Genomic DNA, 19,749 nt, shown 5'->3' on the forward strand with positions numbered 1-19,749 from the left:
TGATGCTGAACAAATACCCTCTGTGGAAATATGTACTGATCCTGGCGGTGCTGGCGGTCGGTCTGATTTATTCCGCTCCCAATCTCTATCCGGATGACCCGGCCATTCAAGTCAGTGGCGCAAGCACTGCCTTGCAGGTCACTCAGGCGGATCTGGACCGTGCGAACGCTGCGCTCAAGGCCTCCGGGATTGACGTCAAGGCTTCGTCCGTCGCCGAACACGGCAAGGGCGGCCTGTTGCGTCTGACCAAGGCTGAAGATCAGCTGCCGGCCAAGGACGTGGTGCGCAAGGCGTTGGGCGACGATTACGTTGTAGCCCTGAACCTGGCCCAGACCACCCCGCAATGGTTGCGAAAACTCGGCGCGCACCCGATGAAGCTGGGTCTGGACTTGTCCGGTGGTGTGCACTTCCTGCTGGAAGTGGACATGGATAAAGCCCTCGACGCGCGGATGAAAGTCTACGAAGGCGACGTCAAGAGCCTGTTGCGCAAAGAGCGCGTTCGCTATCGCAGCCTGCCGCCACTCGACGGTGCCATTCAGCTGGGCTTCAGTGATGAAGATACCCGCGAGCAGGCCCGTGCGCTGATCCGTAAGAACTTCAACGATTTCGACGTTGTGCCGGCCGACCTCAATGGTCAGGCGGTGCTGCGTCTGGCGATGACCCCAGCCAAGCTGGCGGAAATCCGCGAATACTCCATCAAGCAGAACTTGACCACGGTACGTAACCGGGTCAACGAGCTGGGTGTGGCTGAGCCGATCGTGCAGCGCCAGGGCGCCAACCGCATCGTGGTTGAGCTGCCAGGCGTGCAAGACACCGCCGAAGCCAAGCGTATCCTTGGTAAGACCGCCAACCTGGAATTCCGCCTCGGCGCTGAGCCGGGCGCTTCCAAGGCCACTTCCGAGAGCTTCGAGTTCCGTGAGGGCAATCGTCCGGCAGCGCAGATCGAACGTGGCCTGATCATCACCGGTGACCAGGTGACCGACGCCAAGGCGGGCTTCGACGAGCAGGGTCGTCCACAGGTCAATATCCACCTCGACGGCCACGGTGGCGAGCTGATGAGCCGCGCCACGCGCAGCAACGTCGGTCGCAGCATGGCGGTGATCTTCATTGAGCAGAAGCCGATCACCACTTACACCAAGCAAGTGGTTAACGGTGTCGAGAAAGACGTCGCGGTGCAGGCCTTCAAGGAAGAGAAAAAGATCATCAGCCTGGCGACTATCCAGTCGCCGCTGGGCAGCCAATTCCGCATCACCGGCCTGAACGGTCAGGGTGAGGCCTCGGAGCTGGCCCTGTTGCTGCGTGCCGGTGGTCTGGCCGCGCCGATGTACTTCGCTGAAGAGCGCACCATTGGCCCGAGCCTGGGTGCCGACAACATCACCAAGGGTATCAATGCATCGCTGTGGGGCATGCTGTTTGTCTCGCTGTTCATCATGGCCATCTATCGCTTCTTCGGCATCATTGCCACGGTCGCGCTGGCGGTGAACATGGTGCTGCTGCTGGCCCTGATGTCGTTGCTGGGTGCAACCCTGACTCTGCCGGGTATCGCCGGTATCGTGTTGACCATGGGTATGGCGGTGGACGCCAACGTGCTGATCTTCTCGCGGATTCGTGAAGAGATTGCCGCGGGCATGACGATTCAACGTGCAATCAACGAAGGCTTCGGCCGGGCATTCACCGCGATTCTCGACGCCAACCTGACCACGTTGCTGGTGGGCGGGATTCTCTTCGCCATGGGCACCGGCCCGGTCAAGGGCTTCGCAGTGACCATGTCCCTCGGGATCTTTACCTCGATGTTCACAGCCATCATGGTGACCCGCGCAATGGTCAACCTGATTTTTGGTGGTCGTGACTTCAAGAAGTTGTGGATTTAAGGGGCTGCCATGTTACGTACTATCAACTTCATGGGCGTTCGCAACATTGCGTTCGGCGTCACATTGTTCCTTACCCTTCTGGCGTTGTTCAGCTGGGGCACCAAGGGCCTGAACTACGGCCTGGACTTCACCGGCGGTACGCTCATCGAGCTGACCTACGAGCGTCCGGCCGACGTCACCAAGGTGCGTGAGCAACTGGCGACTTCGGGCTATAGCGATGCCATCGTGCAGAGCTTTGGTGCGACCACCGACCTGTTGGTGCGCATGCCGGGTGAAGACCCGCAGTTGGGCCATCAGGTAGCCGAAGCCTTGCAGAAGGCGGGCGGTGACAACCCGGCGAAGGTCAAGCGCGTCGAGTTCGTCGGCCCGCAAGTGGGTGAAGAACTGCGCGACCAGGGCGGCCTCGGCATGCTGATGGCGCTGGGCGGCATCCTGATCTACCTGGCCTTTCGCTTTCAGTGGAAGTTTGCGGTGGGCGCCATTGTTTCGCTGATCCACGACGTGATCGTGACCGTGGGCATCCTGTCGTTCTTCCAGATCACCTTCGATTTGACGGTGCTGGCGGCGGTGCTGGCGATCATCGGTTACTCGCTCAACGACACCATCGTGGTGTTCGACCGGGTGCGTGAGAACTTCCGCGTGCTGCGCAAGGCGTCCCTGATCGAGAACATCAACATCTCGACCACCCAGACCCTGCTGCGGACCATGGCGACGTCGATCTCCACCTTGCTGGCGATTGCGGCGCTGCTGTTCTTTGGTGGCGATAACCTGTTCGGTTTCTCCATCGCGCTGTTTATCGGTGTGTTGGCGGGTACTTACTCGTCGATCTACATCGCTAACGTGGTGCTGATCTGGCTGAACCTGAGCACCGAGGATCTGATTCCTCCAGCGGCCACCGAAACGGAAGTCGACGACCGCCCGTAAGGCCTCGTTTCCGTCCGTCACCGCTCAAAAGGCGCGAGTTGAACTCGCGCCTTTTTTTATGCTCCAAGGCTGGGAGAAGCGCGGGTTAATCCCGCTTGTGATGGTCAGGAGGTTCAAGTGAACAAATCGATGCTGGTTGGTGCGGTGTTGGGTGCTGTCGGTGTGACTGCCGGTGGTGCGGTAGCCACCTACAGCTTGGTAAAAAGTGGTCCTGAGTATGCGCAAGTGTTGGCCGTGGAGCCGGTCAAAACACAGATCAAAACCCCGCGTGAAGTGTGCAAGGATGTCACCGTGACCCGGCAGAAACCGGTTCAGGATCAACACCAGATCGCCGGTACTGTGATCGGCGCCCTGGCGGGTGGCCTGTTGGGTAACCAGGTTGGCGGCGGCACCGGCAAGAAAATCGCCACCGTGGCGGGCGCTGCCGGCGGCGGTTATGCCGGTAACAAGATTCAGGAAGGCATGCAGGAGCGCGACACCTACACCACCACCCAAACTCGCTGCAACACCGTCAATGACATCAGCGACAAGGTTGTAGGCTACGACGTTCGCTACACGCTCGACGGCAAGGAAGGCAAAGTCCGCATGGACCGCGACCCGGGCAACCAGATTCCGGTGAACAAGGAAGGCCAACTGGTCCTGGGGCAGAACGAACCGGCTCAGTGATTCAGTTGTTATGAGAAGCACCCTTCGGGGTGCTTTTTTGCGCCCGCATTTTATGGCCCACCCAAATCCTCTGTGGGAGCGAGTCTGCTCGCGATAGCGTCGGGTCAGCTTGCATTAATGTTGAATGTGCTACCGCATCGCGAGCAGGCTCGCTCCCACAAGGGGATTGATGGCGGGTCATAAAATCCAGGCATAAAAAAAGCACCCCGAAAGGTGCTTTTTCTGTAGCTGGGTGCTTAGCGTTTCAGCGAGGCCGGCAGGTGTGGCTGGATGGCGGTGAGTACTGCCTTGAAGCATTTGGTGTTGCCAGCAACGATGTGGCCTTTTTCAAGGAAGTCGTGGCCGCCGGTGAAGTCGCTCACCAAACCGCCTGCTTCCTGGATCAGCAGGGCGCCTGCGGCCATGTCCCATTCGGACAGGCCCGACTCCCAGAACGCATCGAAACGGCCAGCGGCAACATAAGCCAGATCCAGGCTGGCAGCGCCGGCGCGGCGGATACCGGCGGTCTGGCCAACCAGGGCGCGGAACATGCCCAGGTAGTTGTCCAGGTTGTCCATCTGGTCATCACGGAACGGGAAACCGGTACCCAGCAGGGCACCGTCCAGGCTGGTGCGGCCGCTGACGCGCAGGCGGCGACCGTTCAGTTGGGCGCCACGGCCACGGCTGGCGGTGAATTCTTCCTGGCGAACCGGGTCCAGCACAACGGCGTGCTCCAGGCGGCCACGGTATTTGCAGGCGATGCTGACAGCGAAATGAGGGATGCCGCGCAGGAAGTTGGTGGTGCCGTCCAGCGGATCGATGATCCACAGGTATTCTTCGCCTTCGATGCCGGTGCCGGCGTGCATGCCGGTCTCTTCACCCAGGATCGAGTGGTTCGGGTAAGCCTTGCGCAGTGCGTCGACTATTTTTTGCTCGGCGGCGCGATCAACCTCGGACACGTAGTCCTTGGCGTCTTTTTCATCGACCTTGATGGTATCCAGGCGCTCGATGGAGCGGAAGATCAGTTCACTGGCGCTGCGGGCGGCGCGCAGCGCGATATTCAGCATGGGCTGCATGGATGTGTCACCTAAGGTTGTTAAAGAAAGCCGCGCATTCTATCAGAAAGTTTTCTCAGGAGAAGGTTGGTGTTCGCTTTCATAGCTTAACGGTAGGTGCTTATGTAAGATTTGCTCCCTTTATCGTGTTCGAGAGCGCCTCCCTTGTTGCAGAACATTCGTGTCGTCCTGGTCAATACCAGCCATCCGGGTAACATCGGCGGGGCTGCGCGGGCCATGAAGAACATGGGCCTGTCGCGGCTGGTGCTGGTCGAGCCTCGCTTGTTTCCCCATCACGAAGCCGATGCCCGGGCGTCCGGCGCCGGTGACATCCTGGCCAACGCCCAGGTGGTCGCCACCCTGGAAGACGCTCTGGTGGGTTGCAACCTGGTGCTCGGCACCAGCGCTCGCGATCGCCGCATCCCCTGGCCGCTGCTCGACCCTCGCGAATGCGGCACCAAAGTGGTCGAGGAAGCCGCGCAAGGTTTTGAAATAGCCTTGGTGTTCGGTCGTGAAGATTCCGGCCTGACCAACGACGAGCTGCAGCGATGTCACTTTCACGTGCATATCCCTTCCGACCCGCAGTTCAGCTCCTTGAACCTCGGGGCGGCGGTGCAGGTGTTGAGTTATGAAGTGCGCATGGCCTGGCTGGCCGCCGAAGGCAAGCCAAGCAAGGTCGAAAAAACCGAAGTCACGTCGCCGCGCAGTGAGACACTGGCGACCATGGACGAGCTGGAGCGATTCTATGAGCACCTGGAGCAGACCCTGGTGGACATCGAGTTCCTCGACCCGGACAAGCCGCGGCACTTGATGGCGCGCCTGCGTCGGTTGTACGGACGAAGCTCGGTGAGCCGGGCGGAGATGAATATATTGCGCGGCATCCTCACGGAAACCCAGAAAGCGGCCCGTGGCGAGCTGATTAAGCGGAAGAAATAAAATGTTTGAACGTTTGCGTGAAGATATCCAAAGCGTTTTCCATCGGGACCCAGCGGCGCGCAATGCCTTTGAAGTGCTGACCTGCTACCCGGGCATGCACGCGATCTGGATCCATCGCCTGTCCGGCGCCTTGTGGAATATGGGCTGGAAGTGGCTGGCGCGGCTGGTCTCGAACTTCGGGCGCTGGCTGACCGGGATCGAGATCCACCCGGGGGCCAAGGTCGGTCGTCGGTTCTTCATCGACCACGGAATGGGCATCGTCATCGGTGAAACCGCCGAGATTGGCGATGACGTGACGCTGTACCAAGGCGTGACCCTGGGCGGCACCAGTTGGAACAAGGGCAAGCGCCACCCGACGTTGGAAGACGGCGTGGTGGTGGGGGCTGGCGCCAAGGTGCTCGGGCCGTTCACGGTGGGTGCGGGGGCGAAAGTCGGCTCCAATGCCGTGGTCACCAAGGCTGTGCCGCCCGGCGCGACCGTGGTGGGCATTCCGGGGCGGATCATCGTCAAGTCCGATGACGAGCAGGATGCCCGGCGCAAAGCCATGGCCGAGAAAATCGGCTTCGATGCCTACGGTGTCGGCGAAGACATGCCAGACCCGGTGGCCCGCGCCATCAACCAGTTGCTCGATCACCTGCAGGCCGTCGATGGACGCCTGGAGGGTATGTGCGGCGCCCTGAAGGACCTGGGCAGTAATTACTGTGCCAAGGACCTTCCTGAGCTGCGCGAGGAGGATTTTGCGTGTGTGAAGGATAAGGACGAAAGCCAGGCTAGTTGAACCGAGGCGCCTGCATCGCGGGCAAGCCTTGCTCCCACAAAAACCTTGTCCCACAGGAATCCTGTTTCACAGGAGCCCTGTGGGAGCAAAGCCTGTTCGCTATGAACGATAACGCGGTATCGCTGGTCGCCACTGGCCAGCCTTTGCTATGATGCGCGCGCTCTTTCGCGGGTAAACCTGAGTAAAGCACTAGGTCTTATACTTGACTTAAATACTCGGGAATTGCATACTCGCCCTCATTCCGAACTCCGTGGTAATTGTCCATGCGACTGACTACAAAAGGCCGATACGCCGTGACCGCGATGCTGGATCTGGCATTGCACGCGCAGCACGGGCCGGTGTCCCTGGCCGATATCTCCGAGCGCCAGGGCATCTCCCTGTCTTACCTTGAACAACTGTTCGCCAAGCTGCGCCGCAGCAACCTGGTGTCCAGCGTGCGTGGCCCCGGCGGCGGCTATCAGCTGTCGCGCGACATGCATGGCATCCAGGTCGCCCAAGTGATCGATGCCGTGAACGAATCGGTCGATGCGACCAAATGCCAGGGGCTGGGCGACTGTCATGGCGGCGATACTTGCCTGACCCACCATTTGTGGTGCGACCTCAGCTTGCAGATCCACGAATTTCTAAGCGGTATCAGCTTGGCTGACCTTGTAACTCGCCGTGAGGTACAGGAAGTAGCCCAGCGACAGGACCAGCGCCGCTGCAATAGCAAGGCGCCGCACCTGGACAAGATTGAAGCGTCCGCCGTCGAATGACCGCCGCAGAGCAAGCGGAACGCCAGCCAGCCTGATTTAGGAGATAGTCCATGAAATTGCCGATTTACCTTGATTACTCTGCGACCACCCCGGTTGATCCGCGTGTCGCGCAAAAGATGAGTGAATGCCTGCTGGTCGACGGAAACTTCGGTAACCCGGCATCCCGGTCCCACGTGTTTGGCTGGAAGGCTGAAGAGTCGGTCGAAAACGCCCGCCGCCAGGTCGCTGACCTGGTCAACGCCGACCCGCGTGAAATCGTCTGGACATCCGGTGCCACCGAGTCCGACAACCTGGCAATCAAGGGTGTCGCGCACTTCTATCACACCAAGGGCAAGCACCTGATCACCTCCAAGGTTGAGCACAAGGCTGTCCTGGACACCATGCGCCAACTGGAGCGTGAAGGTTTCGAAGTCACCTACATCGAGCCGGGTGAAGACGGCCTGATCACCCCGGCCATGGTTGAAGCCGCGCTGCGCGACGACACCATCCTGGTCTCGATCATGCACGTGAACAACGAAATCGGCACCATCAACGACATCGAAGCCATCGGCGAACTGACCCGCTCCAAGGGCATCCTGTTCCACGTCGATGCGGCCCAGTCCACTGGCAAGGTCGACATCGACCTGTCGAAGCTCAAAGTCGACCTGATGTCGTTCTCGGCCCACAAAACCTACGGCCCTAAAGGCATCGGCGCGCTGTACGTGAGCCGCAAGCCGCGTGTTCGCCTCGAGGCGACCATGCACGGCGGCGGTCACGAGCGTGGCATGCGTTCCGGCACCCTGGCGACCCACCAGATCGTCGGCATGGGCGAAGCCTTCCGCGTGGCCAAGGAAGACATGGCGGCCGAGAACGTACGCATCAAGGCCTTGAGCGACCGCTTCTACAAGCAGGTCGAGCACCTCGAAGAACTGTACGTCAACGGCAGCATGATCGCCCGCGTTCCGCACAACCTGAACCTGAGCTTCAACTATGTTGAAGGTGAGTCGCTGATCATGGCGCTCAAGGATCTGGCCGTGTCGTCCGGTTCGGCGTGCACCTCGGCATCCCTTGAGCCTTCGTATGTACTGCGCGCCCTGGGCCGCAACGACGAGCTGGCCCACAGCTCGATCCGCTTCACCTTCGGCCGCTTCACCACCGAAGAAGAAATCGATTACGCCGCGCAGAAAGTCTGCGAGGCCGTCACCAAGCTGCGCGCGCTGTCGCCGCTGTGGGACATGTACAAAGATGGCGTCGACATTTCGAAAATCGAGTGGGCGGCGCACTGAAGAAGTCGCCACCAGAGCGACTCACTGATGAGGATTGAAGCAAATGGCATATAGCGAAAAGGTCATCGACCACTACGAGAACCCGCGCAACGTCGGCAAGATGGACGCGCAGGATCCTGATGTCGGCACCGGCATGGTTGGGGCGCCGGCTTGCGGCGACGTAATGCGCCTGCAAATCAAGGTCAACGAGCACGGCATCATCGAAGATGCCAAGTTCAAGACCTACGGCTGCGGCTCGGCGATTGCGTCCAGCTCCCTGGCCACCGAGTGGATGAAGGGCAAGACCCTTGATGAAGCCGAAACCATCAAGAACACTCAGCTGGCCGAAGAATTGGCCCTGCCGCCCGTGAAGATCCACTGCTCGGTACTCGCCGAAGACGCCATCAAGGCCGCTGTTCGCGATTACAAGCAGAAGAAAGGCTTGATCTGATCTGTGCACAGGTAAGGAGTTTTCATGGCTATCCAGATGACAGAAGCGGCAGCTAAGCATGTGCAGCGTTCTCTTGCAGGGCGCGGCAAGGGCGAGGGTATCCGCCTGGGTGTTCGCACCACAGGCTGTTCTGGCCTTGCCTATGTGCTGGAATTCGTCGACGAAGTGGGCGACGACGATCAGGTGTTCGAGAGTCATGGTCAGAAAGTGATCATCGACCCGAAAAGCCTGACGTACCTGGACGGCACTGAACTGGATTTCGTCAAGGAAGGGTTGAACGAAGGCTTCAAGTTCAACAACCCCAACGTGCGCGGTGAATGTGGCTGCGGCGAAAGCTTCAACATCTGAGGCGGCTTGTGGGTACTCCTTGTCATTTTGCTTTGTTTGAGTTGCAGCCGGGGTTTTCCCTGGATCTCGACCAGCTGTCCGCGCGTTACCTGGAACTGGCCCGTGGCGTCCATCCGGATCGCTTTGCTGACGCTTCCGAGGCTGAGCAGCGGCGGGCGCTAGAGCAGTCCGCGAACCTCAACGAGGCGTACCAGACGCTCAAGCACCCTGCCAAGCGCGCGCGTTACCTGCTCGCCATCAGCGGTCATGAGTTGCCCTTGGAAGTCACCGTGCACGATCCCGAGTTTCTTCTGCAGCAGATGCAGTGGCGCGAAGAGCTCGAGGACCTGCAGGACAGCGCCGACCTGGCTGGCGTCGCGGTATTCAAGCGCCGCTTGAAAGACGCCCAGCAAACCTTGAACGAAAGCTTCGCAGCTTGTTGGAACGATGCCGCGCAACGCGAACAGGCCGAACGCCTGATGCGGCGCATGCAGTTCCTCGACAAGCTCACCTACGAAGTGCGCCAGTTAGAAGAGCGCCTCGACGATTAACCCAGTGCCGCTCCGGTCGCACGCCTGATTACAGATAAGTCCTGATTACGATGGCCCTACTGCAGATCGCCGAACCCGGCCAAAGTCCACAACCGCACCAGCGTCGTCTGGCTGTGGGAATCGACTTGGGTACTACCAATTCGCTGGTCGCTGCCCTGCGCAGCGGTCTTTCCGAACCGCTGGCCGATGAGCAGGGCCGGGTGATCCTGCCGTCTGCCGTTCGCTATCACGCCGATCGCGTCGAAGTGGGCGAGTCGGCCCGGTTGGCTGCGGCGACCGATCCGTTGAACACCATTGTGTCGGTCAAGCGCTTGATGGGTCGTGGTCTGTCCGACGTCAAGCAACTGGGCGATCAACTGCCGTACCGCTTCGTCGGCGGCGAGTCGCACATGCCGTTCATCGAAACCGTGCAGGGCCCGAAAAGCCCTGTGGAAGTTTCGGCCGACATCCTCAAGGTGCTGCGCCAGCGCGCCGAGGCGGCATTGGGCGGTGAGTTGGTAGGCGCGGTTATCACCGTCCCGGCCTATTTCGACGACGCCCAGCGTCAAGCCACCAAGGATGCGGCCAAGTTGGCCGGGCTGAACGTGCTGCGCCTGCTCAACGAGCCCACCGCCGCTGCTGTGGCGTACGGTCTGGACCAGCACGCCGAAGGCCTGGTAGCCATCTACGATCTGGGCGGCGGTACCTTCGATATCTCGATCCTGCGCCTGACGGGCGGCGTCTTCGAAGTCCTGGCCACTGGCGGCGACAGCGCCTTGGGCGGCGATGACTTCGACCACGCCATTGCCGGCTGGATCATTGAGCAAGCGGGCCTGTCCGCCGACCTCGATCCCGGTGCGCAGCGCCATCTGCTGCAAACTGCCTGTGCGGCCAAGGAAGCCCTGACCGATGCCGTGCGTGTCGACGTGGCCTACGGCGATTGGACAGCTTCGCTGAGCCGCGAAGCCTTCGATGCGCTGATCGAGCCCATGGTTGCCCGCAGCCTCAAGGCTTGCCGCCGCGCCGTGCGTGATTCTGGCGTTGAGCTCGAAGACGTCAAGGCCGTGGTCATGGTCGGCGGTTCGACCCGTGTGCCTCGGGTTCGCGAAGCTGTCGCCCAGGCCTTTGGCCGTCAGCCGCTGACTGAAATCGACCCGGACCAGGTGGTTGCCATTGGCGCCGCGATCCAGGCCGATACTCTGGCGGGCAACAAGCGTGAGGGTGGCGAACTGCTGTTGCTCGACGTGATTCCGTTGTCCCTGGGCCTGGAAACCATGGGCGGCCTGATGGAGAAGGTGATTCCGCGCAACACCACCATCCCCGTTGCTCGCGCCCAGGACTTCACCACTTATAAAGATGGCCAGTCGGCCATGATGATCCACGTGCTGCAAGGCGAGCGTGAACTCATCAGCGACTGTCGTTCCCTGGCGCGTTTCGAATTGCGCGGCATCCCGGCCATGGTCGCTGGGGCGGCGAAGATTCGTGTGACTTTCCAGGTCGACGCCGACGGCTTGCTCAATGTCTCCGCGCGCGAGCTGGGTTCGGGCGTCGAGGCGAGCATCCAGGTCAAACCGTCCTACGGCCTGACCGACGGCGAAATTGCCAAGATGCTCAAGGACTCGTTCCAGCACGCCAGCGACGACAAGGTGGCCCGCGTGCTGCGCGAGCAACAGGTCGATGCCCAGCGCCTGATCGAAGCCGTGCAGGCGGCCCTTGACGCCGACGGCGAGCGCTTGCTGGACGCCGAAGAGCGCATGGTCATCGAGCTGCAAATGCAGGAACTGTCCGAATTGATCAAAGGCACCGATGGTTACGCCATCGAGCAGCAGACCAAGCGTCTGTCGCAAGTCACCGACGCCTTTGCTGCCCGCCGCCTGGACTCGACGGTCAAAGCCGCCCTGGCGGGGCGCAACCTGAATGAAATCGAGGAGTAACTGATGCCGCAGGTGATTTTTTTGCCTCACGAGAAGTTCTGCCCGGAGGGCATGGTTGTAGAGGCTGAGCCCGGCATATCCATTCTCGAACTGGCCCATGAGCACCATATCGAGATGGAAAGCGCCTGTGGCGGCGTCTGCGCATGCACGACCTGCCATTGCATTGTTCGTGAGGGCTTCGATTCGCTGGAAGAAGCTGACGAGCTGGAAGAAGACTTCCTCGACCGGGCCTGGGGCCTGGAAGCGCAATCGCGTCTGGCTTGCCAGGCGATCGTCGGTACGCAAGACCTGACCGTCGAGATCCCGAGGTATTCGCTCAACCACGCCGCCGAAGCGCCGCACTGATTCAGGAAACTACAATGAGTCTGAAATGGGTTGATGTGCTGGAAATCGCGATCCAGTTGGCTGAATCCAAGCCGGATGTAGACCCCCGTTACGTGAACTTCGTCGATCTGCACAAATGGGTGCTGGCATTGCCGGAGTTCAGCGATGATCCGACCCGTGGTGGCGAGAAGGTGCTTGAAGCCATTCAGGCCGCCTGGATCGAAGAAGCAGACTGAGTCTGCACCGTACGCAGTTAGGCAATACCCAAGAACCCGCGTATAATTCGCGGGTTTAATTTTTCGCAAATTACCGTTTCTGGAGTTACACCATGGCTGTTCAACGTACTTTCTCCATCATCAAGCCTGACGCCGTTGCTAAAAACGTGATCGGCAAGATCGTTTCCCGCTTCGAAGACGCTGGCCTGCGCGTTGTAGCTTCGAAAATGAAGCAACTGTCCAAAGCCGAAGCCGAAGGCTTCTACGCTGAGCACAGCGAGCGCGGTTTCTTCGGTGAGCTGGTTGCGTTCATGACCTCCGGTCCGGTTGTCGTTCAGGTGCTGGAAGGCGAAAATGCCATCGCTCGCAACCGTGAGCTGATGGGCGCCACCAACCCTAAAGAAGCTGCTGCCGGCACCATCCGCGCTGACTTCGCTGAGTCCATCGACGCCAACGCCGTTCACGGTTCGGACTCCGAAGCCGCTGCTGCTCGCGAAATCGCTTACTTTTTCTCCGCTACTGAAGTAACCACTCGCTAAGCCCAGGCTTTTGAGTGAAGGTGAATCCATGACGACATCAAACGGCAAAACCAACCTGTTGGGCCTGACCCAGCCGGAAATGGAGAAATTCTTCGACTCGATCGGGGAGAAGCGTTTCCGTGCCGGCCAGGTGATGAAATGGATTCACCACTTTGGCGTCGACGATTTCGACGCCATGACGAATGTCGGCAAGGTCTTGCGCGAAAAGCTCAAGGCGGTTGCCGAGATTCGCGGCCCCGAAGTGGTGAGCCAGGACATCTCCAGCGACGGCACCCGTAAGTGGGTGGTGCGCGTGGCGTCCGGCAGCTGCGTCGAGACCGTTTACATCCCTCAGGGCAAACGCGGCACCTTGTGCGTTTCGTCCCAGGCTGGCTGTGCCCTGGATTGCAGTTTCTGCTCCACCGGCAAGCAAGGTTTCAACAGTAACCTCACCGCCGCCGAAGTGATCGGCCAGGTGTGGATTGCCAACAAATCCTTTGGCAGCGTCCCGGCAACCGTCGACCGTGCCATCACCAACGTGGTGATGATGGGCATGGGTGAGCCGCTGCTGAACTTCGACAACGTCATCGCTGCCATGCACCTGATGATGGATGATCTGGGCTATGGCATTTCCAAGCGCCGGGTGACCCTGTCCACCTCCGGCGTGGTGCCGATGATCGATGAGCTGGCCAAGCACATCGACGTCTCCCTGGCGTTGTCGCTGCACGCACCCAATGACGCATTGCGTAACCAATTGGTGCCAATCAACAAGAAGTATCCGCTTAAGATGCTGCTGGAGTCGTGCCAGCGCTACATGTCGTCCCTGGGCGAGAAGCGCGTACTGACCATTGAGTACACGTTGCTCAAAGACGTGAACGACAAGGTTGAACACGCGGTCGAGATGATTGAGCTGCTCAAGAACATCCCGTGCAAGATCAACCTGATCCCGTTCAACCCGTTCCCGCACTCTGGCTACGAGCGTCCGAGCAACAACGCGATTCGTCGCTTCCAGGATCAGCTTCACCACGCTGGCTTCAACGTCACCGTGCGCACCACCCGCGGCGAAGACATCGATGCTGCGTGTGGCCAATTGGTAGGGCAGGTGCTGGATCGCACCCGTCGCAGCGAGCGTTACATTGCCGTGCGCGAGCTGAACGCTGCCGACGATGTGGCGCAAAACGCCGCGAACAGTCACTAAGAGAGGAACTCTATGTCCCTGCGCTTTGCGCTCATTTTGCTGTTGGCCGGTCTTAGCACCGGTTGTGTTCTGTCGGGTCACTACAACCCGATGAAAACCAGCAAGGGGCGCGACGAGGCGCGTGTGGCCTATGTGCAATTGGGCATCGGCTACTTGCAGCAGGGCATGACCGAAAGGGCCAAGGTCCCGCTCAAGAAAGCCTTGGAACTGGACGATTCCGACGCCGATGCCAACGCGGCCCTGGCCCTGGTATTCCAGGCCGAGATGGAGCCGGACCTGGCCGACAAGCACTTTCGCAAAGCGCTGTCCGCCCGGCCGCAGGATGCCCGGATCCTGAACAATTACGGCAGCTTTCTTTACGAGCAAAAAAGTTACAAGGAGGCCTACGAGCGATTCGAGCAGGCCGCCGCCGATACCCTTTATCCCGAGCGTTCGCGGGTTTTCGAAAACCTCGGCATGACGGCATCGAAACTCGGCCAGCGTGACCTGGCCCGCCAGCAGCTTGAAAAAGCGCTGCGACTCAACCGCCAGCAACCGCGTGCATTGCTGGAAATGGCTGAGTTGTCTTACGAAGACAGGCAATATGTGCCCGCGCGCGACTATTACGAACGTTTTAGCCTGCTGAGCGAGCAAAATGCACGTAGTCTATTGCTCGGCGTTCGGCTGGCACATGTGTTTGAAGATCGCGACAAGGCCGCAAGTTTGGGCCTGCAACTTAAAAGACTCTATCCCGGTACGCCGGAATATCAGCAATACCTGTCGGAGCAATGATGAAAGCGGCGCATCCCGAAGTTGTAGCAGCGACTGGCGTAAATCCTGGTGAGACCCTGCGTCAAGCCCGCGAAAGCAATGGTTGGTCGCTGGCCGAAGTGGCCCTCAAGCTCAATCTCACCGTGACTTCCCTGAGCAATCTGGAAGCGGGCGCATTCGACAAACTGCCAGGACATACCTTCGCCCGGGGCTACATCCGTGCGTATGCCAAATTGCTTGGTATGGACCAGACCGTGCTGGTCCAGCAATTCGATCAGTGCACCGGTTCCAACGCCCAGGGCAGTAGCGTGCACAGCCTGGGTCGCATCGAAGAGCCGGTTCGCGTTTCCCACACCATTTTGCGAATCGTCAGCCTGTTGTTGCTGATCGCGGTGATTGGTGGTGGTTTCGTCTGGTGGCAGGACCAGGCTTCTTTGCGCAACAAGGAACCGGTCGCCATGAACCCGGAGCATGTTGAAGTCGAAGGCGCCGACGGCACCACCCAGATCCACCCGCTGGACGAGCCGGAAGACCAGGCCGTCATGGAAGGCCAGACCGAAGGCGAAACCGCCCTGGCGCTGCCTCAAAGTCAGGACGGCGCCGATGCCGAAGCAGGTGCCGAACCGAGTGTGCCTGTTGCACCGGCGGCTCCGACCACCAGCGCGCCAGTTGCCGCAGCTGCGGCCGTACCGAGCACGCCAGCGCCGACCGTTGCTGCACCGGCGGCTTCAGCGGCTCCAGCCGCCCCGGCAACGCCAGTGGCGCCGGCGGCCGGCGAAGGCCAGGTACAGATTCAATTTGTCTCCGACTGCTGGACGCAGATCACCGACGGCAACGGCAAGGTGCTGTTCAGCGGCCTCAAGCGCAAGGGTGACAGCACCTCCATCAACGGTAAGCCGCCATTTACCGTGCGTCTGGGGTATGCCCGTGGCGCGCAGGTCAGCTACAACGGCCAGCCGGTCGATGTGGCTCCGTTTACCAGTGGCGAGACAGCTCGCCTGAAGTTGGGTCAATAAGTCATGCACGGCGAATCTCCAATCAAGCGTCGCGAATCCCGAAAGATCTGGGTCGGTAACGTGCCCGTGGGCGGCGACGCGCCTATCGCTGTGCAGAGCATGACTAACAGCGATACCAACGACGTGGCCGCCACGGTCGCGCAGATCAACCGCCTGGAAGCCGCCGGTGTCGACATCGTGCGGGTTTCCGTGCCAGACATGGACGCCGCCGAGGCTTTCGGCAAGATCAAGCAATTGGTCAAGGTGCCGCTGGTGGCCGATATCCATTTCGACTATCGGATCGCCTTGCGCGTGGCCGAGCTGGGTGTTGACTGCCTGCGCATCAACCCGGGCAACATCGGTCGCGAAGACCGCGTGCGCGCGGTGGTGGATGCCGCCCGCGACCGCGGCATTCCCATCCGTATCGGCGTCAACGCCGGCTCCCTGGAAAAAGACCTGCAAAAAAAATACGGCGAACCGACTCCAGCCGCGTTGGTAGAGTCGGCCCTGCGCCATGTCGAACACCTTGAACGCCTGAATTTCCAGGACTTCAAGGTCAGCGTGAAGGCTTCCGACGTGTTCATGGCCGTCGAAGCCTACCGCCTGCTGGCCAAGGAAATCGTCCAGCCGCTGCACCTGGGCATCACCGAAGCCGGTGGGTTGCGTTCGGGCACGGTGAAATCCGCCGTCGGCCTCGGTATGCTGCTCGCCGAAGGAATTGGCGATACCATTCGCATCTCGTTGGCGGCTGATCCGGTCGAGGAAGTGAAAGTCGGCTACGACATTCTAAAATCCCTGCACCTGCGTTCCCGTGGCATCAACTTCATCGCCTGCCCGAGCTGTTCGCGGCAGAACTTCGATGTGGTCAAGACCATGAACGAGCTCGAAGGGCGACTCGAAGACCTGCTGGTACCGCTGGATGTCGCGGTGATTGGCTGCGTGGTCAACGGGCCGGGCGAAGCCAAGGAGGCCCATATCGGCCTCACCGGCGGTACGCCGAACCTGATTTACATCGACGGCAAGCCGTCGCAGAAATTGACGAATGACAATCTGGTGGATGAGCTGGAAAGGCTGATCCGCCAGAAAGCGGCCGAAAAGGTCGAAGCCGACGCAGCGGTCATCGCACGCGGCTGATCGAACGAATTTTTAAGGATTACCTGTGAGCAAGTCTCTGCAAGCCATTCGTGGCATGAACGACATCCTGCCCGAACAGACGCCCCTGTGGCGCTATTTCGAGGGTACCGTGGCGCGGTTGCTGGATAACTACGGTTATCGACAGATCCGCATGCCTATCGTCGAATTCACCGAGCTGTTCAAGCGCTCTATCGGTGAAGTGACCGACATCGTCGAAAAAGAGATGTACACCTTCGAGGACCGCAACGGCGATTCGCTGACCCTGCGTCCAGAAGGCACGGCCGCGTGTGTGCGTGCGGTGCTGGAGCACGGCATCACCGGCGGCGGGCAGGTACAGAAACTCTGGTACATCGGCCCGATGTTCCGTCATGAACGGCCGCAAAAAGGTCGGTATCGCCAGTTCCATCAGATCGGCTGCGAAGTGTTCAACCTCGACGGTCCGGACATCGACGCCGAACTGATCGTACTGACCTGGCGTCTGTGGGGTGAGTTGGGCATTCGTGACGCGGTCAAGCTTGAACTCAACAGCCTCGGCACCGCCGAAGCCCGCGCCCGTTATCGTGACGCGCTGGTGGAGTTCCTCTCAGCCCGCCTCGAGCATCTGGACGAAGACAGCCAGCGCCGGCTGAAGACCAACCCGCTGCGCGTGCTGGACACCAAGAACCCTGACACCCAAGCGGTGCTGGTGGACGCGCCGAAACTGGCCGACTACCTCGACGAAGAGTCCCGCGTGCACTTCGAGGGTCTCAAGGCCCGCCTGGATGCCGCCGGCATTCCTTTCGTGATCAACCCGAAATTGGTCCGTGGCCTGGATTACTACAGCAAGACCGTATTCGAATGGGTCACCGACAAGCTCGGCGCCCAGGGCACCGTATGTGCCGGTGGCCGTTACGACGGGCTGGTGGAGCAAATGGGCGGCAAGCCGACCCCGGGCGTGGGTTTTGCCATGGGTATCGAGCGCCTGGTGCTGATGCTCGAGGCGCTGGACAAGGTTCCAGAGGAACTTGCCCGCCAGGTCGACGTTTACCTGTGTGCGTTCGGCGAAGCTGCCGAAGTGGCGGCCCTGTCCTTGAGCGAACGGGTCCGCGACCAGTTGCCCAACCTGCGCCTGCAGATCAACGCCGGTGCCGGCAGCTTCAAGAGCCAATTCAAGAAGGCCGACAAGAGCGGTGCACTGTATGCTCTGATCCTCGGCGACGACGAACTGGCCCAGCAAGTGGTAGGTTTCAAACCCCTGCGTGGCCAGGGCGAGCAACAAAGCATTGCCTGGGATGCGCTTGCTGCACACCTGGCCACCTGCGTCGTGCAGGGTTGAAGCTGTTAAACAGCCGATTTAGCGATTGAGGAGTATTGGGGTGTCGAGTACCGAAGATGAACAGCTGGCGGATTTGAAGGACTGGTGGACGCGCAACGGTAAGCCGCTGGTCACTGGCGGCTTGTTGGCGCTGGTCATCGTGTTCGGCTGGCAGGCCTACCAGAAATACCAGAGCAGCCAGTCGCAAGGCGCCTCGGTGCTCTATCAGCAACTGCTGGAAACCACGCTGACCCCGGACGGCAAGCCTGATGCCGCCCGTGTGGCGGACTTGGCCGGCAAGCTCAACAGCGAGTTCGGCGGCACTGCCTATGCGCAATATGGTCGCCTCTTCGTGGCCAAGGTTGCAGTAGACAGCGGCAAGCTGGACGACGCGGCCATCGAGCTCAAAGGCATCGTCGACAAGCCGGCCAACCCGACCCTGGGCGAAGTGGCGCGTCAGCGCCTGGCACAGGTGTTGGCGGCGCAGAACAAGGCCGAAGACGCGTTGAAACTGCTCGACGGTGATGCCGACAAGGCGTTCCTGGCGACCCGCGAAGAGCTCAAGGGCGACCTGCTGGTACAGCTGGGCCGTGCTGATGAGGCAAATGCGGCTTATCAAAAAGCCAAGGCTGCGCTGTCGGATGAAGCTGCGGTCGGTGGCCTTCAAATCAAGCTGGACGACCTGGCCAAAGGGGATGCGTGACGTGATCCATTGGAAACATGCAGCATTGCTGGCTCTGGCCATTCTGGCCACGGGTTGCAGCAGCAACAGTAAGAAAGAACTGCCTCCGGCCGAGCTGACCGACTTCAAAGAAGAAGTCGTGCTGCAGAAGCAATGGAGCCGTTCCATCGGTGATGGTCAGGGTGAAACCTACAACATGCTGGTGCCGGCCATCGATGGCGACACTATCTATGCTGGCGACGTCACTGGCGTGGTGATGGCAATGGATCGCCTGAACGGCGACGTCAAATGGAAGAAAGATCTCGAACTGCCAGTTTCCGGCGCCGTTGGCGTGGGTTACGGGCTGGTCATGATTGGCACGCTCAAGGGGGAGATCGTTGCCCTGGACGCGAGCAACGGTGAAGAAAAATGGCGCGCTCGCGTGACCAGTGAAGTTCTCGCACCGCCGGCTACCAATGGTGACGTGGTCGTGGTCCAGACCCAGGATGACCGTCTGATCGGTCTGGATGCCGCCACCGGCAACCAGCGCTGGTTGTACGATAGCACCCCGGCGGTATTAACCCTGCGCGGCACCAGTGCGCCGATCGTGACCAACCACCTCGCGGTGGCCGGGTTGTCGACTGGTAAAGTGGTTGCCCTGGATGTTTCCAACGGCGTGCCGGTCTGGGAGCAGCGGGTAGCCATTCCGCAGGGTCGTTCGGAACTGGAGCGCGTGGTCGACATCGATGGCGGTCTGCTGCTGTCCGGCGGTACGCTCTACGTCGCCAGCTACCAGGGTCGCGTTGCGGCGCTGGACCTGGAAAGCGGTCGTCCGCTGTGGCAGCGCGATGCATCCAGCTACGCCGGTGTCGCCCAGGGTTTTGGCAGCGTCTACGTGAGCCTGTCCTCGGGCACGGTTGAAGGCGTCGACGAGCGTTCCACTACCGCGTTGTGGAGCAACGATTCGCTGGCTCGTCGTCAACTGTCGGCCCCGGAAGTGTTCTCCAGCTACGTTGCTGTCGGTGACCTGGAAGGTTACCTGCACCTGCTCAGCCAGGTGGACGGCCGCTTTGTCGGTCGTGAGCGCATCGACAGCGACGGGCTGCGTGCCCGTCCGCTGGTAGCGGGCAACATGATTTATGTGTATGGCAACAGCGGCAAACTGGAAGCCCTGACCATCAAGTAAGACTATGCTTGGGGATAACTTCCC

At 60.4% G+C, this 19,749-nt stretch carries 22 protein-coding genes; 21 read left to right on the forward strand and 1 reads right to left on the reverse strand.

The annotated features are described in order from the left end of the window. Positions 1-2 precede the first annotated feature (2 nt). From secD to ACA047_RS05510, 3 genes are all read left to right on the forward strand, one after another. On the forward strand, positions 3-1,871 hold the full coding sequence (gene secD, locus ACA047_RS05500) for a protein translocase subunit SecD (RefSeq protein WP_497357375.1): 1,869 nt from the start codon (positions 3-5) through the stop codon (positions 1,869-1,871). Between the two features lie 9 nt (positions 1,872-1,880). Further along, positions 1,881-2,795: a protein translocase subunit SecF gene (gene secF / locus ACA047_RS05505; protein ID WP_497357377.1), complete on the forward strand. Its 915-nt coding sequence runs from the start codon at positions 1,881-1,883 to the stop codon at positions 2,793-2,795. Between the two features lie 117 nt (positions 2,796-2,912). Continuing rightward, on the forward strand, positions 2,913-3,461 hold the full coding sequence (locus tag ACA047_RS05510; RefSeq protein WP_497357379.1) for a glycine zipper 2TM domain-containing protein: 549 nt from the start codon (positions 2,913-2,915) through the stop codon (positions 3,459-3,461). A 236-nt stretch (positions 3,462-3,697) separates the two neighbouring features. Here ACA047_RS05510 and suhB read toward each other — a convergent pair whose 3' ends face one another. Then, positions 3,698-4,516 (reverse strand): type III secretion system regulator SuhB, encoded by an 819-nt coding sequence (suhB, locus tag ACA047_RS05515; protein ID WP_003185165.1) that lies wholly within the window; start codon positions 4,514-4,516, stop codon positions 3,698-3,700. A gap of 144 nt (positions 4,517-4,660) precedes the next feature. On the opposite strand from suhB, the gene trmJ reads away from it, so the two are divergent. The 18 genes from trmJ to bamB all read left to right on the forward strand — a co-directional run bounded on the left by trmJ (position 4,661) and on the right by bamB (position 19,725). Next, positions 4,661-5,431, forward strand: coding sequence for a tRNA (cytosine(32)/uridine(32)-2'-O)-methyltransferase TrmJ (trmJ, locus tag ACA047_RS05520; RefSeq protein ID WP_497357381.1), 771 nt, complete (start codon positions 4,661-4,663; stop codon positions 5,429-5,431). A 1-nt stretch (position 5,432) separates the two neighbouring features. Then, positions 5,433-6,209, forward strand: coding sequence for a serine O-acetyltransferase (gene cysE, locus ACA047_RS05525; protein ID WP_003185162.1), 777 nt, complete (start codon positions 5,433-5,435; stop codon positions 6,207-6,209). A gap of 263 nt (positions 6,210-6,472) precedes the next feature. Then, the gene (gene iscR, locus ACA047_RS05530; RefSeq protein WP_497357384.1) at positions 6,473-6,964 is read left to right on the forward strand and encodes a Fe-S cluster assembly transcriptional regulator IscR; all 492 of its coding nucleotides are present in this window, start codon (positions 6,473-6,475) and stop codon (positions 6,962-6,964) included. A gap of 50 nt (positions 6,965-7,014) precedes the next feature. Further along, a complete protein-coding gene (locus tag ACA047_RS05535; protein ID WP_497357386.1) occupies positions 7,015-8,229 on the forward strand; it encodes an IscS subfamily cysteine desulfurase in 1,215 nt (404 codons plus the stop codon). Between the two features lie 43 nt (positions 8,230-8,272). Continuing rightward, positions 8,273-8,659: a Fe-S cluster assembly scaffold IscU gene (gene iscU / locus ACA047_RS05540; RefSeq protein WP_497357388.1), complete on the forward strand. Its 387-nt coding sequence runs from the start codon at positions 8,273-8,275 to the stop codon at positions 8,657-8,659. A 24-nt stretch (positions 8,660-8,683) separates the two neighbouring features. Continuing rightward, positions 8,684-9,007 (forward strand): iron-sulfur cluster assembly protein IscA, encoded by a 324-nt coding sequence (gene iscA / locus ACA047_RS05545; protein ID WP_497357390.1) that lies wholly within the window; start codon positions 8,684-8,686, stop codon positions 9,005-9,007. 8 nt (positions 9,008-9,015) lie between these two features. Continuing rightward, entirely contained in the window at positions 9,016-9,537 is a 522-nt protein-coding gene (gene hscB / locus ACA047_RS05550; protein ID WP_497357392.1) for a co-chaperone HscB, read from the forward strand. 50 nt (positions 9,538-9,587) lie between these two features. Then, positions 9,588-11,450 (forward strand): Fe-S protein assembly chaperone HscA, encoded by a 1,863-nt coding sequence (gene hscA / locus ACA047_RS05555; RefSeq protein ID WP_497357394.1) that lies wholly within the window; start codon positions 9,588-9,590, stop codon positions 11,448-11,450. Positions 11,451-11,453: 3 nt separating this feature from the next. Continuing rightward, a complete protein-coding gene (gene fdx, locus ACA047_RS05560; protein ID WP_497357396.1) occupies positions 11,454-11,795 on the forward strand; it encodes an ISC system 2Fe-2S type ferredoxin in 342 nt (113 codons plus the stop codon). Positions 11,796-11,809: 14 nt separating this feature from the next. After that, entirely contained in the window at positions 11,810-12,010 is a 201-nt protein-coding gene (iscX, locus tag ACA047_RS05565) for a Fe-S cluster assembly protein IscX (RefSeq protein ID WP_008147746.1), read from the forward strand. A 92-nt stretch (positions 12,011-12,102) separates the two neighbouring features. After that, a complete protein-coding gene (ndk, locus tag ACA047_RS05570; RefSeq protein WP_497357398.1) occupies positions 12,103-12,528 on the forward strand; it encodes a nucleoside-diphosphate kinase in 426 nt (141 codons plus the stop codon). Between the two features lie 28 nt (positions 12,529-12,556). After that, positions 12,557-13,705: a dual-specificity RNA methyltransferase RlmN gene (gene rlmN / locus ACA047_RS05575; protein ID WP_497357400.1), complete on the forward strand. Its 1,149-nt coding sequence runs from the start codon at positions 12,557-12,559 to the stop codon at positions 13,703-13,705. A gap of 12 nt (positions 13,706-13,717) precedes the next feature. After that, complete coding sequence (gene pilW, locus ACA047_RS05580; RefSeq protein ID WP_497357402.1) at positions 13,718-14,476, forward strand: type IV pilus biogenesis/stability protein PilW; 759 nt, start codon at positions 13,718-13,720, stop codon at positions 14,474-14,476. Further along, positions 14,476-15,471, forward strand: a complete 996-nt coding sequence (locus ACA047_RS05585) for a RodZ domain-containing protein (RefSeq protein ID WP_497357404.1) — start codon at positions 14,476-14,478, stop codon at positions 15,469-15,471. Before pilW ends, ACA047_RS05585 begins: the two co-directional genes overlap by 1 nt. A gap of 3 nt (positions 15,472-15,474) precedes the next feature. Beyond that, entirely contained in the window at positions 15,475-16,584 is a 1,110-nt protein-coding gene (ispG, locus tag ACA047_RS05590) for a flavodoxin-dependent (E)-4-hydroxy-3-methylbut-2-enyl-diphosphate synthase (RefSeq protein ID WP_003185136.1), read from the forward strand. Between the two features lie 25 nt (positions 16,585-16,609). Beyond that, entirely contained in the window at positions 16,610-17,899 is a 1,290-nt protein-coding gene (gene hisS, locus ACA047_RS05595) for a histidine--tRNA ligase (RefSeq protein ID WP_497357406.1), read from the forward strand. A 40-nt stretch (positions 17,900-17,939) separates the two neighbouring features. Then, positions 17,940-18,581 (forward strand): YfgM family protein, encoded by a 642-nt coding sequence (locus ACA047_RS05600; protein ID WP_497357408.1) that lies wholly within the window; start codon positions 17,940-17,942, stop codon positions 18,579-18,581. Beyond that, on the forward strand, positions 18,574-19,725 hold the full coding sequence (gene bamB, locus ACA047_RS05605) for an outer membrane protein assembly factor BamB (protein WP_497357410.1): 1,152 nt from the start codon (positions 18,574-18,576) through the stop codon (positions 19,723-19,725). Before ACA047_RS05600 ends, bamB begins: the two co-directional genes overlap by 8 nt. Positions 19,726-19,749: the final 24 nt, after the last annotated feature.

Source organism: Pseudomonas sp. LBUM1664, from assembly GCF_059695895.1.